This is a genomic window from Pseudomonas sp. SK3(2021), assembly GCF_016772375.1.
Taxonomy (GTDB): Bacteria; Pseudomonadota; Gammaproteobacteria; order Pseudomonadales; family Pseudomonadaceae; genus Aquipseudomonas; species Aquipseudomonas chlororaphis_I.
In genome coordinates, this window is record NZ_CP061943.1 from 3,061,175 (window position 1) to 3,076,830 (window position 15,656).

The 15,656-nt window shown below is 64.6% G+C and carries 10 protein-coding genes and 1 pseudogene; 2 read left to right on the forward strand and 9 right to left on the reverse strand.

Annotated features, from left to right (window positions below):
* Positions 1-351: 351 nt before the first annotated feature.
* Complete coding sequence (locus tag IF690_RS13865) at positions 352-5,406, forward strand: trifunctional serine/threonine-protein kinase/ATP-binding protein/sensor histidine kinase (protein WP_202701436.1); 5,055 nt, start codon at positions 352-354, stop codon at positions 5,404-5,406.
* A 52-nt stretch (positions 5,407-5,458) separates the two neighbouring features.
* On the opposite strand, the gene IF690_RS13870 is transcribed toward IF690_RS13865, so the two are convergent.
* Positions 5,459-5,962 carry a helix-turn-helix domain-containing protein gene (locus IF690_RS13870; RefSeq protein ID WP_202700991.1) on the reverse strand — a complete coding sequence of 168 codons (504 nt, stop codon included), beginning with the start codon at positions 5,960-5,962 and terminating at the stop codon, positions 5,459-5,461.
* Positions 5,963-6,181: 219 nt separating this feature from the next.
* Here IF690_RS13870 and IF690_RS29010 point away from each other — a divergent pair.
* Positions 6,182-6,335 (forward strand): annotated as a pseudogene (locus IF690_RS29010) (MBL fold metallo-hydrolase); the annotation flags it as partial.
* Positions 6,336-6,398: 63 nt separating this feature from the next.
* Here the strand turns inward: IF690_RS29010 and IF690_RS13875 are convergent.
* The 8 genes from IF690_RS13875 to IF690_RS13910 all read right to left on the reverse strand — a co-directional run bounded on the left by IF690_RS13875 (position 6,399) and on the right by IF690_RS13910 (position 15,627).
* Positions 6,399-6,854, reverse strand: a complete 456-nt coding sequence (locus IF690_RS13875) for a VOC family protein (RefSeq protein ID WP_202700992.1) — start codon at positions 6,852-6,854, stop codon at positions 6,399-6,401.
* A gap of 336 nt (positions 6,855-7,190) precedes the next feature.
* Positions 7,191-8,840, reverse strand: a complete 1,650-nt coding sequence (locus IF690_RS13880; protein WP_202700993.1) for a BatD family protein — start codon at positions 8,838-8,840, stop codon at positions 7,191-7,193.
* Positions 8,837-10,597, reverse strand: a complete 1,761-nt coding sequence (locus IF690_RS13885; RefSeq protein WP_202700995.1) for a vWA domain-containing protein — start codon at positions 10,595-10,597, stop codon at positions 8,837-8,839. Before IF690_RS13885 ends, IF690_RS13880 begins: the two co-directional genes overlap by 4 nt.
* The gene (locus IF690_RS13890) at positions 10,594-11,670 is read right to left on the reverse strand and encodes a vWA domain-containing protein (protein WP_202700996.1); all 1,077 of its coding nucleotides are present in this window, start codon (positions 11,668-11,670) and stop codon (positions 10,594-10,596) included. Before IF690_RS13890 ends, IF690_RS13885 begins: the two co-directional genes overlap by 4 nt.
* Complete coding sequence (locus tag IF690_RS13895) at positions 11,663-12,157, reverse strand: DUF4381 domain-containing protein (RefSeq protein ID WP_023970389.1); 495 nt, start codon at positions 12,155-12,157, stop codon at positions 11,663-11,665. Before IF690_RS13895 ends, IF690_RS13890 begins: the two co-directional genes overlap by 8 nt.
* The gene (locus tag IF690_RS13900; protein ID WP_202700997.1) at positions 12,154-13,098 is read right to left on the reverse strand and encodes a DUF58 domain-containing protein; all 945 of its coding nucleotides are present in this window, start codon (positions 13,096-13,098) and stop codon (positions 12,154-12,156) included. Before IF690_RS13900 ends, IF690_RS13895 begins: the two co-directional genes overlap by 4 nt.
* Positions 13,099-13,103: 5 nt before the next feature.
* Positions 13,104-14,063: an AAA family ATPase gene (locus IF690_RS13905; protein WP_009048745.1), complete on the reverse strand. Its 960-nt coding sequence runs from the start codon at positions 14,061-14,063 to the stop codon at positions 13,104-13,106.
* Positions 14,064-14,286: 223 nt separating this feature from the next.
* Positions 14,287-15,627: an MFS transporter gene (locus IF690_RS13910; RefSeq protein ID WP_202700998.1), complete on the reverse strand. Its 1,341-nt coding sequence runs from the start codon at positions 15,625-15,627 to the stop codon at positions 14,287-14,289.
* Positions 15,628-15,656 lie beyond the last annotated feature (29 nt).

Here is a 15,656-nt window from a genome sequence, read left to right on the forward strand (position 1 = left end):
AGGTTCCTCTGCGCTGCGTTGACGGGGAGTGACGCCGAAACGTCGTTTCATCAGGGCTACACGCTAGGGGACGGCTTCGCATAATGCAATTATCCCGAGGGATAACACGCATCGATTCCAGTGCGCAAAAACCAAAGGCCGAGGGGGCCTCAACTGCCATTCTGATGCCGATAACGGACAGGATTGCTCGAGCGCGGCCATCTGGCCAGAGCGTGCGTATACTCATCGGCTCAGCCCGAAACGAATCTTCAGCGGTGATTGTTCATGCCCAGCAGCTCTCTCTCAGCATCCGGTTCCCACAGTCTTGATGTCTCACACGATGAAGCCTGGCTTGAGCGTTGCACCTTCTCGATACTGCGCCGGGAAAACGACCTGACCTGGTTCACGCTCCAGGACCGGCAATCGGGCACACGCTGGCTCGCCGCCCGGGCGTCGATTCAGCGGCCCGCCGTATGCCAGCGGCTGGAGCGCGATTTTCACCTGCGCCGGGATCCGGCTTGGGCGGTTGCCCCTGTCGCGTTCATCCGCTCGGCCGAGGGGCCTTTGTTGATCTATCCCGAGCATGGGACGCCGCTGACTGATTTAATGGGTGACACAGGGATGCCACTGGCGCGCGTGCTGGTCATTGCCGTAACCGCGGCCCACGCACTCGCGAGTGCCCAGAAGATGGGCATGCGACATGCCAGTCTGCTACCCCACCACTTGATTGTGGACGCCGCCGACTCGGTCAAACTACTGAGTTTCCACAGCCATGCGGCAGAGGCGCCCGCCGTTGAACTGCCCGGCCTGGAGCAATGGCCCTATCTGGCCCCCGAGCAGGTGCGACGCGATGCCGTCAGTTTTGATGCGCGCAGCGATGTCTACGCGCTGACCGCGATTCTTTATCAAGCGCTGACCGGCCGACTGCCGCTCACCGCCCGCGACCCGTCCCAATGGCTGCACGTGCACGCCGCTGTCCAACCGGAATCACCGGCGATTCATGTCACCGATCTACCAGAAGGCATCTGCCGAGTTCTGCTCAAAGGCCTGGCGAAAGAACCGGGCGCCCGCTACCAGAGTGCCGAATCAATGGCGGTGGATCTGGCCTGGTGCCAACGGCAATGGCTGGAACATGAGCGTATAGACGCGTTCCGCCTGGGCGCTTTCGATGCGTTGCCTTCCTTGGCCCGCAGCGATGTGCTGTTCGGTCGAGAGGCCGAACGTACGCAGCTGGTCGAGCTGATGCACCAGGTGGGCAACGATGGCATTGCCCGGGTCCTGCTGGTCGGTGGCGCGCCAGGTGCCGGTAAGTCGATGCTGATCCATCAAGGTGTCCGGCCTCTGGCGCCCGGCTACTGGGCCAGCGGCAAGAGCAATCTGTTGCAGCAGGAAATTCCATTTGCCCCCTTGGCAGAAATCTTCAAGTCGCTGATGACCCAGTTGCTGGGCAAGCCGGCTCTGGAGCTGCAGACGCTGGGCGATCAACTGGTCGAACGGCTTAGGGGGCGGGGCAGGCTCCTGGTGGAGCTGGCGCCCGAGGCCGAACTGGTCATCGGGGTCACGCCTGAGATGCCGAACATGCCAGCCCGACATGCGCTCGATCGCGCCAACCGGGCCCTGCTCGATGTCTTGGAAGTCTTCGCTCAACCGGGGCGCCCCCTGGTGCTGTTTGTGGATGACGTGCAATGGGCGGACGATTCGACGCTGTCGTTTTTGCAGGCCTTCGTCGCCCGGCGGCCCCGGCATCTGGTGCTGATCCTGGCGTATCGCGAGGCGGAGTCGCAGGCTCTCAAGCGCGACGGGGGAGTGCTGGAGGTGCTGAGCCGCGAGCAATCGTTGCCCTGTGCAAGCGTCATGCTGGGGCCATTGTCGGTGCCCGCGGTCGCGGAGCTGATCGCCGCTGAGCTGGACACCGACCCCAGGGAGATTGAAGCGCTCGCGCAAGTTGTGCATTACAAGACGGCCGGCAACCCTCTGTTCGTCTGCCAGGTGTTGCGCGCATTGATCGATGAACGTCTAGTACGCTTCGACGTGCTGGAGCGCCGCTGGGTCTGGAGTCAACAGGAGGTGGACGGTTATCGCTACGCCGACAATGTCGCGGACTTGATGGTACTGCGACTCGAACGCCTGTCACCGATAGAGCGCGACGTGCTGCGCACGGCCGGCTATGTCGGCGGGCGCTGTGATGAATCACTGCTGCACCGGCTGTTGCCGTGCGAGCTGCAACAGATCACCCATCATGTGCAAAACCTGGTCGATGCAGGTTTTCTGCTGCGTGAGCACGAGCAACTGGTGTTTCCCCATGACCGTGTGCTCGAGGCGGCCTGTCAGCTTGCGGCGCCAGCGGGGCGCGCCGCCGAGCATGCGCGTATCGCCGGCGCCATGCTTGATCATTGGCGCGAGCAGATCCAGGAGCACGTGTTCGAAGTCGCCAGTCAGGTCCAACGCATTGACGCCGATGAACTGGAGGCGCATCGCCGCGCCGCGTTCGTCGAGCTGTTGGTCGAAGCCGCCGAACGCGCCCGGGACACCGCCGCTGTCGAGCAGGCCGTGGGCTATCTTCGCACGGCCGAAAGTCTGCTCGGCCAGACGGGGTGGTCGAGCCTCTACACACAGGCGTTCGCCACCCAATGGTTGGCGGCCGAGTGCGACATGCTCCTGGCCGATCTGAGCAGTGCCCAACGCCGCCTCGACGACTGCCTGATACACGCCACTACAGCGCTTGATCGCGCGAAATCCTATCGGTTATTAGCCACCTTGCGCACGCTGCACTCCGATTACGAGGGGGCGATCACCGAGGCGTTGAGCGGTCTGGCCCTGCTGGATATTCCCCTTCAGCGCAGGCCCTCACAGAACGATTTGACCCTGGCATTTACTCGGGTTCGTGAACTTGTCGGCGCACGCCGCATCGCCGATCTGGTGCATTTGCCCCAGGCCGATGACCCTTCTGTGGAAGCGGCCATGGAGTTGCTCAGTACGTTGATTTCTTCGTTCTTCGTCAATGACGAAATTCGTTTTCTGCATTTGGCGAAAATGGTCGAACTCACGCTGCTGCATGGCACCACGCCAGGCAGCGGTTACGGTTTAGCCTGGTTTGGCGTGATGATTGCCGAACGCTATGGCGAGTATGTGGACGGCCAGGCCTTCGCCGAAGCGGCTCTTGAACTCACCGAAAAGCACGGCTACGAAGCAGGGCGCACAGGCACGCTGGTGGCGCTCGACCAGGTCAGTCCTTGGACCCGGCCGATGGCGTACGCTCGACAGAAGGCCTTCGCCGCGTTCGAGTGCGGCCAGGCCGGTGGCGACCTGGGCATGTCCTGTTACGCCTGCAACCACATCGCTTCCGACCTGCTGTTCATGGGCGAACCCTTGCAAGGGGTGTTGAACGAACTGGAGCATGGGTTGGCGTGGGTGCGGCAATTTCATTACATCGATATCGAGCGCATCCTGCTGGCGCAACAGGCATTCGCCACCGATCTGCGCAACGGGCGCGAGCATCGGCCGCTGGCCGAACTGGATGGCATCGAACATGACAGTTTCGGCCCCATCGACCGTACCCGTGTGTCGCAGCCGACGCTGTTCTGGTCGTGGCTGTATTCAGGCATGTCGGCGTTTTTTTTCGGCGATATCCCTTACGCATTGCGACGTTTCGAAGAAGCAGCCGCGCTGGCCTGGTCCATTCCGGCGCATATCAATCTGGCCGACTACTACCTGTTCTACTGCCTGGCGCTGGGCAGTGCGCAAGCGCCGGGCGAGGTGGCGGAAAAACTGGAAAAACTCGAGCGGCAACGCCTGCGGTTCTTGCCGTGGGTCGAACTCAACCCGATAACCTTCCGCAACAAACTGCTGCTGATCGAGGGGGTTATCGCCCGTTTGCGCGGTCAGGAACTGGTAGCTATCCGTTGTTTCGATCAGTCGCAGATCGCTGCTGCGGCGGCCGGTTTCATCCATGAACAGGCGCTGGCCCATGAACAGCTGGCCGATATCTGCCTGCCTAACGGGCTGGTGTCGGGTGCCAGCCACCACCTGCGTGTCGCGCGCGACTGCTACAACTTGTGGGGTGCCGACAGCAAGGCACGTCAATTGGAAACCTTGCACCCGTTTCTGAGTGCGGAACCATCGTTCGAACCGGCCCGGCCCGTGACCCAGGTCCGCCTCGATCTTGAGGTGGGGATCGAAGCGGCGCGTGCATTGTCGCAGGAGGTTCTGCTCGAACGACTGGTCGAAACCCTGATGAATCACTTGATGATACAAGGCGGTGCCGACAATGGCGCGCTGATGATCGTCAGCGGCAGCGAACTGCAACTGGCTGCGACGGCTTCGGTCGAAGCCGGCAATGTACGGGTCGCTCTGGACTCCGCGCAACCGCTCGAGCAAATAGCGCCGGACTCGCTGCTCAACGCCACGATGCGCACCCGCACAATCCTGGTGCTCGACGATGCCCTGGCCGATTGTCCCGAGGCCTACAGCAGAGACCTGCAACAGCGGCAAGTGCGGTCGGTGTTATGTCTGCCGTTGCTCAAACAAGGCACGTTGATCGGCCTGGTTTATCTGGAAAATAGCCTGGTCCCCAAGCTGTTCAGCGCCCAGCGCCTGACCATGCTGGAAATTCTCGCCTCTCAGGCCGCGGTGTCACTGCAAACCGCCAAGCTGTACGAACAGTTAGTCGAGGATAACCAGCTACGCGCGCAAATGGAGGCGGACTTGCGCAGTTCCCGTGCGGAACTGGCGCGTAGCTCGCATCTCAAGGTCATGGGCGAGCTTTCTGCTTCGATTGCCCATGAAATCAGCCAGCCGTTGCTGGGCATCGTGTCCAATGCCTCGGCCAGCCTGCGCTGGCTCAAGCGTGATCAACCCGATCTGGAGGAGGCGATTCAGGGGCTGGAAGACATTCGCTCGGACAGTGCCCGTGCCGCGGACATTGTCCAGGCGCTTCGCGTACTCGCCAAGCAGGCGCCGTTGCAACGGTCGCCGGTACAAATCGATGACTTGATCGCAGAGGTCGTACGCCTGACCGCTACCGACTTGGTTAACCGCAACGTGCGCCTGGAAACCCGGCTCGATGCGCAATGCCCGGTGTCGGTCGACGAGGTGCAGATCCAGCAGGTGGTGTTCAACCTGATCACCAATGCGCTGGAAGCCATCGCCGGAGCAGGGGGGTCCCATGGACGCATCATCATCAGCTCAGCGGTGAAGGACGCTCATGTTCAGGTCTGCTTCCAGGACAACGGCCCCGGAATTGACGCACAACAGCGCGAGCAGATCTTCGATGCGTTCTACACCACCAAAGGCAGCGGCATGGGAATGGGCCTGGCCATCTGCAGGTCGGTGATCGGCGCGCACGGTGGGATGCTGGTGGTCCAGGACAGCGAGCAGGGCGCGCGGATTTGTTTCAGCCTGCCACTGGCACCGGCCAGTACTGGATAAAAAAAGGCCGCATAAGCGGCCAAAGGGGAGGAGTTGGTTTTGTCGAGCTCGATCAGTTGACGACGCGCAGCTCCTGCGAGCGCGACTGTCCCATCCCGCCGATCAGGTTATTGCGAATTCTCCAGTCGGGCAGGTCCCGATCGATCACTGGTGGCTGGACAGGGTGGCTCGTTGCATGATCAAAGGCCCGGCGCCATGCCGTGGGTGTTATCCCTTCCAGACGGCTGAAGGTGCGGGTGAAATGCGAATGGTCCGCGAAACCGCATTCATAGACGACATCTGTGATCGGCATCGAGGTGATTAGCAGGCTTTTGGCTTTTTCGATTTTCATCATCACTAGCCAGCCTTGCGGCGAGTGGCCGGTTATCTTTTTGAACGCTCGGGAAAAATGGCTACGGGACAGGTTGCAGTGTTCGGCAATCTCGCTGATGCGAACGCAGCGGCCTAAGTCACGCAGCATCAGCTCCTTGGCACGGCGCTCCTGCCAGCTGGACAGGGCGCCCAGCGGCCGTACAGCAGGGCATGGCTGGTTTGAATTCACCGATTGCGGGTTCATGGTGGCTCTCCTGATCGTTCAGGAAAGTCTGTCCGCCAGCGACATTTAAAGTCCTTAAGCAAACCTTAAGAGTTATGAAATGAGCCTCATGCCAGGCGTTGGACAGCACACCGTTACATGCTAGCGAACCGTTGCGGACTTTCGACGGATCCGATGATCCTAGCCATTTGAATGTGTCATTAAGTCCATTCATATGCAGTGTCATGCCACTGCGCCAAATCAGCGCTGCTCGACGGTTACAACGACCTTTCACCGAAGCTGCTGCAGGGCATGAGCCAGAGTCGGATCCGCGCGCTGCTTGCCCGTCGTGGTGATTGAAACAGCGGGCGTGCAGACGGTGCTCAACGCCTTCCTGGTCAATACTGGCAAACAACGCCGGTGCTGACGGCTCACGTCAGCCAGTTAAGGCCGATTCAGGACGAGCGCGCTGCGCCTCTCAAGCAAACGCACCTTCGATAAATGCCTCCAGCGCCCGCTCTTCCAGAATCTCGATGGAGAAGTGCCCGAAACGCTTGGGCAGCCAGAGGATGCGTGTCCCGGAAGGGGATTGCAGGTTGGCGCGGGTCAGTGGGCGGCCGTTTTCGTCTTCCGGCTGGACCCCGGAGGCGAGCAGTTCGTCGTAGGCCTGCTCGATGTCCGGGGTCGAGTAGCAGTGGCGGTAGATCATGCCTTCGCCGACGGAGTCCAGCAGCTGCTTCAGGTTGCCGGCCAAGGGCTGGACCAGCATGAAACGCTCCTGGCCGATCAGCGCCACGGCGTAGCGCACGTGCAGGCCGCCCCGTTCCCAGACGAGTGTCCTGGAGATCCGGGCCTTGAGTATCTGCGCGTAGTAGGCACAGGCGGCTTCCAGATCCTGCACCAGTACATCGACGTGACTGAATTTCAACTCCATTGAATCGCTCCTGACGAACCGGCCCCCATGGTAGCCAAGCTCGCCTTGGAACTCGATGGGGCTGTGTGCCGGCCGGCACATGGCAAAAGGCCGGGATGCTGTACACCCGGGCCTTCGCTGTCGCTTTCTTGAGGTCGGAAAATAGTTGAATGGCTTGGGCAGTGCGGTTCTGACGTCTGTCGGCTGTGGTTCGGTCAGAAAGTGTCGCACTGCGAAAACTCTTCCAGTTCCTCATCCAACCAGTCTGCAACCACGCCACCGGCGACCGAATGGGCAAGTTCTGAACGTGGGCCAGGGCCGAGCTGATTGGCCCGGGCCGGCTACAGGGCGGCTGGGTTACTTGGGATACAGCGGCGGCAGGCTGCTGGTGTCGGCCAGTGGGGTCTGTACCTGTTCGGCGATCGGGATGGCGCGGATCGCGCGCCACAGTTCTTCGCCTTGCCAGTAGTGGCCGGTTTCGCTGTAGAGCGCGCCGTTGAGGCCGTCCAGGGCGTCGGACAGGGGCACGAAGCGAGCGGCCATGTCGGCCAGGGTTTCCGGTTGTTGGCGGGCCCAGGCGTCCAGGGCCTGGCGGGTGGCCTGCGGGTCGTTGGCCAGGCAGGCGCGCTTGAGGTCGTCGAGCAAGGTGCGCGGGCTGGGGCCGGTTTGCGCGGCGCGCAGGATCGCCGGTTGCCAGCGCGCGCGCCACCAGAGGCCGAAGCCCAGCAGGGTGGTGCAGGCGAGGAGCAGGGTGCTGAGTTTCCAGGCCCACAGCGTGCCGCTGTCGCCACCGGCGCCAGCCGTTGCCGCGCCAGCCGGGGTGTCCACCACCAGGCTTGGGTTGTTCGCCACCTGCAAGGTGCGCGCCGGCAGGCTGCTGCGTTCCAGGTGATCCTCATGGGTGTTCCACCAGACCACTTCCAGCGCCGGCAGGTCGATGCTGCCGCTGCGGTTCGGCACCAGGGCCTGGCTGTCTTCGCGGCTGCCGATCAGCCCGCGGTCGCTGAGCTGATTGCTCAGCTGCGGCTGGTCCGGGTAGCTGCGCAGGCCGTTGGCCTCGGTCACCGGCAAGGGTGGCAGTTGCGAGCTGGACAGGCCTTCGGCCTTGAGGGTCAGGCTGCGGGTCAGCGAGTCGCCGACCTGGCTGTGATCCGGCTCGGGGTTCCAGCTTTCGCTCAGGCTCAGGCTGCGGGCCGGCAGCCAGGGCGCGTCGGCCGGGTATTCGACCGGCTTGGCCTTGACCGTCAATGGCATCTGCGCGGAACTCACGTGCATCAGCTTGCCCGGCTTCAGGCCTTGGGGCGCCGAGTCCTGGCTGCCGGCGGCATCGGCCAGGGTGGCGCTGAAGACCAGCTCCGGAATATTCAGCACGCCGCTGTGCTGGGGGAAGATCGCGTAGCGGATCTCGATCACGCCGTGGCGCACGCCGTTGATGACCTTCTCATAGGTACGCGACTCGCCGAGCTGTTCGACCCGGGCGTCGTCGATCTGCAGCGGCGTCAGGCTGCTGTCGTCGTACAGCGACACCGAGTGATAGATGTGCAGGGTCAGCACCGCCTGGGCCTGCACGTAGACGCTGTCCCGGTCGAGGCTGGCGTCGATGAACACCGGCTCCAATGGCGCGCTGTCGTTGCGGCTTGCGCTTTGCAGCACCTGCAGGGTGATCGGCTGGCTCTGTACCTCGCCCAGTTGCAGGGGCGGGATGACCACGCTGCCGGTGGTCTTGGGCAGCAGGGTGATGATCCAGCGGGTGATGGCGCGGTTGTCGCCATTGAGGCTGGTCAACTGGTTGACCTGGCGCGTGCCCTGGACCTCGAACTGCGCCTGCAGCGGCGTCAGGTCGGGTTTGCCGAACAGCGTGACGTCGCTGGATTCCAGGGTCAGCTCGACGGTTTCCCCGGAGTTCACGCGGCTGCGGTCGACACTGGCGACCAGCCCCTCGGCCCGGGCAGCAAAGGCGCCGAGCGTCAACACCAGCGTGAGTAGGAGGGCGGTGAAGCGGGTCATCGAATTTTTCCCTGATCCTGATGTTGTTGCTGTTCGTACCAGAACTTGCGGCGCAGCAGTTCGCCCGGATCGTCCGGAATCTGCCGCAGCCATTGTTCCAATGCCTGACGGTGTTCGCCGTCGAAATTGTCCTGGGCATTGCGCAGCGGCGGCGTGGTGGTCTGTTCGTCGCCCAGCTCGCTGCCGGGAACCGCATCGTTGCCCGGGGTGGCGACCTCGTCGTCCGTCGACTCGTCGGCGGTGGTCGGGTGGCTGTTCTCCGGGGGCTGCTGGCCCGGGGTGACCGGCGCCTGGGTTGCCGCGCCGGCTTGTGGCGGCTGACGGGTTTCGTCGTTGTCCTGGCTTTCGCCCTTGGCCGGATCTTCCGCTGGCGCAGGCTCGCTTTCCTGTAACAGGCGTTCGACCAGGGCTTTGTTCTTTTGTGCGGCCGAAAGCTCCGGTTGCAGCTCCAGGGCCTGCTCGTAGGCATCCAGCGCGGCTTCCAGCTCGCCGCTCCTGGCCAGGGCGTTGCCACGATTGTAGTGGGCGCGGGCGTCGTTGCCTTCGGCAAAGCGCTGAGCGGCAGCGGCGTAGTTGCCGGCCTCGTACAGCGCCACCCCTTGCCACTGCGGGTCTTCGAAATGCTGCGCCGCCTCGCCGGGCCGCTTCTGCTCCAGCAAGCGCTGGCCCTGCTGGTCGGGGCGCAGCCACAGGTCGTTGAACTCGAAGGCGTAGCTGGGCTGCGGTACGGCGAACAGCAGCAGCGGCAGGCAGAACAGCCAGCCGCGACGCCCGGCGCAGGCGGCCAGCAGCAACAGCGGCAGCAGCAGCCAGTAACCCTGGTCGGCCCAGGTGTCCAGGCGCAGGGTCTGGCCGTCGCTGCGCAGGTTCTGCGGGCCGCTGAGCAGGCCCAGGCCGCGCAGGTCGTTATCGTCCAGGCGCGCCGGGCGATAGCGGCCGCCGACCTCGCCGATGAAACGCTTCAGGCTCGGGCTGTCGAGGCGCGACATGAGAATCGCCCCCTGGTCGTCCTTGAGAAAACTGCCGTCTTCCTGGGCCACCGGTGAGCCCTGGCGGCTGCCGACCCCCAGCATCAACAGTTGCGGCGCCTGGCCGCCGAGGGCCTGGCGAATGCCCTGGCGTTCCTGCTCGCTGAGGGACGAGCCGATCAGCAGGACCCGGCCCTGGCCCAGCGCGCCCTGGTCCAGCAGCTTCAAGGCCTTGTGCAGCGCCAGGTCGGCGCGGTGCCCGGGCTGGGGCATGATCGACGGCTTGAGGGCTTCCAGCAGGTTGCGGCTGGTGGCCAGGTCATCCGACAGCGGCACCAGGGTATGGGCGCTGCCGGCGTAGACCACGATTGCCGTCTGTGCATCGCTGCGTACCTGCAACAGGTCCAGCAGCTTGCGCCGGGCCTGCTCCAGGCGATTGGGCGGGACGTCGCCGGCGAGCATTTCTGGGGTCAATTCCAGCAGCACCACCAGCGGGTCGGCCGGTTTCTGGCTGGTTTGTTCGACCCGCTGCCAGCCGGGGCCGAGCAGGGCCAGCACGGCGAGGATCCAGGCCAGGCCGAGGGCGACCCACGGCAGCTTGCTTTCGCGGCCGTTGCCGCCGCTGAGCAGGGCGGCGTGAAAGGCCGGCGGCAGGATCATCTGCCAACGGCCGGCGCGTTTCTGTCGGTGCCACAACTGCCACAGCAACCCGCTGAGCAGCGGCAACAGCAGCAGCCACCAGGGGCGGAACCAGTGGGGCCAGAGTTCGGCCCAGAACGGCGCGCTCATCGACGCCTCCGCAGGCGCAGGCGTTTCAGCCGTTCGCGCCAGTCTGGCAACGGTTGCAGAAAACGCTCGCGGGTGAAGACGCGTTGCAGCGGATGGTCCGGCCAGCGCTCGCGCACCACCAACAGGATGCTCAGCAGCAGCGCCCCGGCCAGTGGCCAGCTGTACAGCGCCTGCGCCGAACGGGCCTGGGTCGGTTGCTGGGTCACCGGTTCCAGTTGGTCGAGGGTGTCCTTGATCGCTTGCAGCTCCTGGCCGTCGCGGGCGCGGAAGTAGCGCCCGCCGGTGGCTTGGGCAATGGCCTTGAGGGCCGGTTCGTCCAGGTCCAGGCTCGGGTTGAGGCCGAGCAAGCCCAGGGTGCCGCTTTGCTCCGGGTCGGCGCCGATGCCGATCGGGTAGATCTTCACGCCTTCTTCGGCGGCCAGGCGGGCGGCGGTCAGTGGGTCGATTTCGCCGCCGTTGTTGGCGCCGTCGGTGACCAGGATCAGCACCCGGCTCTGCGCCGGACGCTGGCGCAGGCGCTTGAGCGCCAGGCCGATGGCGTCGCCGATGGCGGTGTTCTTGCCGGCGATGCCGATCTTCGCTTCATCCAGCCACACCCGCACGGTGTGCCGGTCGAAGGTCAGCGGCGCTTGCAGGTAGGCCTTGCTGCCGAACAGGATCAGCCCGACGCGGTCGCCTTCGCGGCTTTCCAGGAAGTCGCCGAGCAGGTGCTGGACCAGGTCCAGGCGGCTGACGTCTTCGTCCTGCCACTGCATGTCGGGGAAGTCCATGGAGCCGGAGACATCCACCGCCACCAATAGGTCGCGGCCACTGGCGGCTACCGGTAGTGGTTCGCCCAGCCACTGCGGGCGGGCGGCGGCCACCAGCAACAACAGCCACAGCAGGATGAACGGGGCCTGCTGGCGCCAGGCCGGCAGATTGGCCCGGGCGCGGCGCTTGGCCAGGCCTTCCAGGTCGCCGAGGAAGCTGACCTTGAGCGCCGGTTCGCCGCTGTCGGCCACCGGCAGCAGCACCCGCAGCAGCCAGGGCAGCGGCAGCAGGGCGAAGATCCACGGCCAGGCGAACTCAAACATGTTTGCGAATCCAGATTTCCACCGCCTGGGTCAGGCCGGCGATGGCCTTGTCGTCGAGCTTGCACTCGGGCTTGTAGGCGCCTTCGACCAGGACCATCCAGCGCGTGAGGCCGGCCGCCGGGCAGCGGTTGTCGAGGAACGCCAGCCACTTGCGGCCGTTGAGGGTGTGGCTCTGGCTGTAGGGGTAATGGTTGCGGCACAGGCGCTTGAGCAAGCCGTTGAGCTGTTGCAGCCAGGCCCCGGCGGGCGCGCCGTCGTAGGGCTTGGGCAGCAGCGCCAGTTCGGCGAGGGCGGCCAGGCGCACCGGGTCCAGCGGTTGTTCGGCGCGGGGCAGGGCGCGTTGGCGCGGCCAGAAGCGCTTGAGCCGCCACAGGCCGAAACCGAGCAATGGCAGCAACACCAGCAACAGCCACCAGCCCGGCGCCGGCGGCCACAGGCCGATGGCGGGCGGGGCGATCAAGGGTTGCAGTTGGTCGAGGCTGCTCATCGGGTTTTCCCCGGGCGTTGCGGGTTCAGGTATTCGCGCAGTTGCTCGACCATTTCGCTCTGGGTGCTCAGGGGCATCAGCAACACCCGCAGCTTCTGCGCCAGCAGTTCCCAGCGGGCGATACGCGCTTCGCCCTGCGCCCGATAGGCCTGGCGCAGTTCGTAGTTGAGGGTGTCCAGCTCCAGCTGCGCACCCCGCTCGGCGAAGCGCAGCAGGCCGGCGGCGGGCAGGGCGTGGTCCAGCGGGTCGGACAGCGGCATCAGCAGCAGGTCGCAATGCCGCGACAGCAGGCTCAGCTGCTGCTCGGCGGCGTCGCTCAGGGCGCGTTCGTCGCAGATCACGATCACCAGGCTGCCCGGGCGCAGCACTTCGCGGCCACGGCGCAGGGCGGTGCCGAGGGCGTCGCGCTCCGGTTCGGTTTCGCTGTGCAGCGACTGGTTGACCCGCACCAGGCGGTTGAGCAGTTGCAGCAGGCTCTGTTTGCTGCGCCGCGGCTTGATTTCGTAGTGGTCGTCGTCGCCGAACACCAGGCCGCCGACCCGGTCGTTGTGGCCCAGGGCGGCCCAGCCGATCAGGCTCGCGGCCTGGGCGGCGAGCACCGACTTGAACATCAGCCCGGAGCCGAAGAACAGCCGCCGGCTCTGCTCGACCATGATGAAGATCGGCCGTTCGCGTTCTTCGTGGAACAGCTTGGTATGGGGTTCCTGGGTACGCGCGGTGACGCGCCAGTCGATGGTGCGCACGTCGTCGCCGGCCTGGTAGACCCGCACCTGATCGAAGTCGACGCCGCGGCCGCGCAGCTTGGAGTGGTGCAGGCCGACCAGCGGGCTGCGCTGGCTCGGCGTGGAAAACAGCTGCACTTCGCGCACGCGATGGCGCATCTCGATCAGCTCGGCGAGGCTGACGCGGATGCCCGGGGCATCGACTGGGCTGGCGTTCATCGGGGTCAAGCGACGGCTACGACGTCGAGAATCCGCTGGACCACCCGGTCCTGATCGATGCCGGCGGCTTCTGCTTCGAAGGACAGAATGATGCGGTGGCGCAAGACGTCGAACAGCACCGCCTGGATGTCCTCGGGGCTGACGAAGTCGCGCCCGGCCAGCCAGGCGTGGGCCCGGGCGCAGCGGTCGAGGGCGATGGAGCCCCGCGGGCTGGCGCCATAGGCGATCCATTCGGCCATCTCCGGGTCGAACTTGGCCGGGGTGCGGGTGGCCATCACCAGCTGCACCAGGTATTCCTCCACGGCGTCGGCCATGTACAGGCCGAGGATTTCCTTGCGCGCGGCGAAGATCGCCTGCTGGCTGATGCGGCGCTCGGGCTTGGTTTCGCCGTTCAGCGCCTCGCCACGGGCCTGTTGCAGGATGCGGCGTTCGACGGTGGCGTCGGGGAAGCCGATCTTGACGTGCATCAGGAAACGGTCGAGCTGGGCTTCGGGCAGCGGGTAGGTGCCTTCCTGCTCGATCGGGTTCTGCGTGGCCATCACCAGGAACAGCGGCGACAACTCATAAGTGCTGCGACCGACGCTGACCTGACGCTCGCCCATGGCTTCGAGCAAGGCCGACTGGACCTTGGCCGGCGCGCGGTTGATTTCGTCGGCCAGCACCAGGTTGTGGAAGATCGGCCCTTGCTGGAACACGAAGCTGCCGGTTTCCGGGCGATAGATTTCGGTACCGGTGATGTCGGCCGGCAACAGGTCGGGGGTGAACTGGATGCGATGGAACTGCGCTTCGATGCCTTCGGCCAACTCTTTGATGGCCTTGGTCTTGGCCAGGCCCGGGGCGCCCTCGACCAGCATGTGGCCGTCGGCGAGCAGGGCGATGAGCAAGCGCTCGATGAGTTTTTCCTGGCCGAGAATCTGCGTTGAAAGAAAGGTTCGCAGCGCGAGCAGCGCTTCACGATGTTCCATCGATGACTGTTCCTGCAGAGGGTGACCGAGGGCGTTCGAATAACGCCAGGGCTGGGGGCGTTACTTTAATCCATCCGGGCCCCTGGCGACTAACGGCACCTGGCAAATTTCTGTAAATAACCGCTAAGCGTGGGCAACTCTGGGTCGTATTGTGAGGATCGGCGGGAGGGGATGGCAGCAAGTGCCTGACGCGCCGCGATCACGGCGCGTCAGTGGCGGGGGCTCAGTTCTTGAAGCTGGAGTGCTTGCGGCCCTGGTCGCACAGGGCGAAGACCACCACCATGACCGCCGAGACCGCCAGGATCAGCGCCACGCCGTCGGTCGAGTGAGTGGCCGAGCTGGCCACCAGGGCCAGCCCGCCGAGGGGCGCCAGGCCGCCGGCGATGGCGGTGCCGATTTCCCGGCCGGTACCGAAGCCGGAGGAGCGGGTCTGGGTCGGGAACTGACGGCTGAGGAACGAGCCCTGGGGGGCGAACATCATCGGTGCCAATACCCCGGTGCCGATGGCGATGGCCAGGTAGATCATCAGCGGCTCGCCGGTATTGAGCAGGCTCAGGAACGGATAGGCGAACAGCACCGAGCACAGGCCGCCGAGCATCAGCACCTTCTTGCTGCTCCACCTGTCGCAGAGCCAGCCGAAGCAGGGCACGGCAACGATCGCCACCAGGCTGGCGATGGTCACCGACAGCGAAGTGACATGGGCTTCGACGCCTTTGTACTGGGTCAGGTAGGCCAGGGAAAAGGTCTTGAAGATGTAGCTCAGGGCGTTGTAGCCGATGGCCACGAACAGCACCACGGCCAGGCCCTTGAGATCGTTCTTGAACAGCAGCCTGAGGGGCGAGGCCGGGGACTTGGCGCCGTCCTTGTCGAGCGCTTTATCGAGCTTCTCGAACTGCGGGGTTTCCGGAATGCTGCGCCGCACCCACAGGCCGACGCCGACCAGGGCGATGCTGCAGACGAACGGAATGCGCCAGCCGCCGGCGAGCAGGAATTCGTTGCCGTTCATGGTCAGCAGGTAGACGGTCAGCGACGACAGCAGCAGGCCCAGGTTCAGGCCCAGCGCCGGCCAGGCACCCTGGCTGCCGCGCTTGCCTTCGCTGGCGTGCTCATAGGAAGTCACCGCCGCCCCGGACAGTTCGGCACCGGCACCGAGGCCCTGGATGATCCGCACCAGCACCAGGATGATCGGCGCCCAGAGGCCGATCGAGGCATAGCTGGGAATCAGGCCGATCAGCGTGGTGCACACGCCCATCATGCAGAAGGTGATCACCAGCACCTGCTTGCGCCCGAACCTGTCGCCCAGGTAGCCGAACAGGATGCCGCCGAAGGGCCGGGCGATAAAACCGATGGCAAAGGTGGAGAACGCCAGCAGCGAGGCGACTTTCGGGTTGCCGGGGTCGAAGAAGATTTTCGAGAAGACGATGGCCGCCATGGTGGCGTACAGGTAGAAGTCGTACCACTCCAGCATCGAACCGAAGATGGTCGCCGCCGCCACCTTGCGCAGGCGCTGTTGTTTTTGTCGCGGCGTTTCGCATGCGGCCGGGGCCGCCTCATGTACTGACATCTGAGGATTCCTTGTTGTTTGTAGTTATT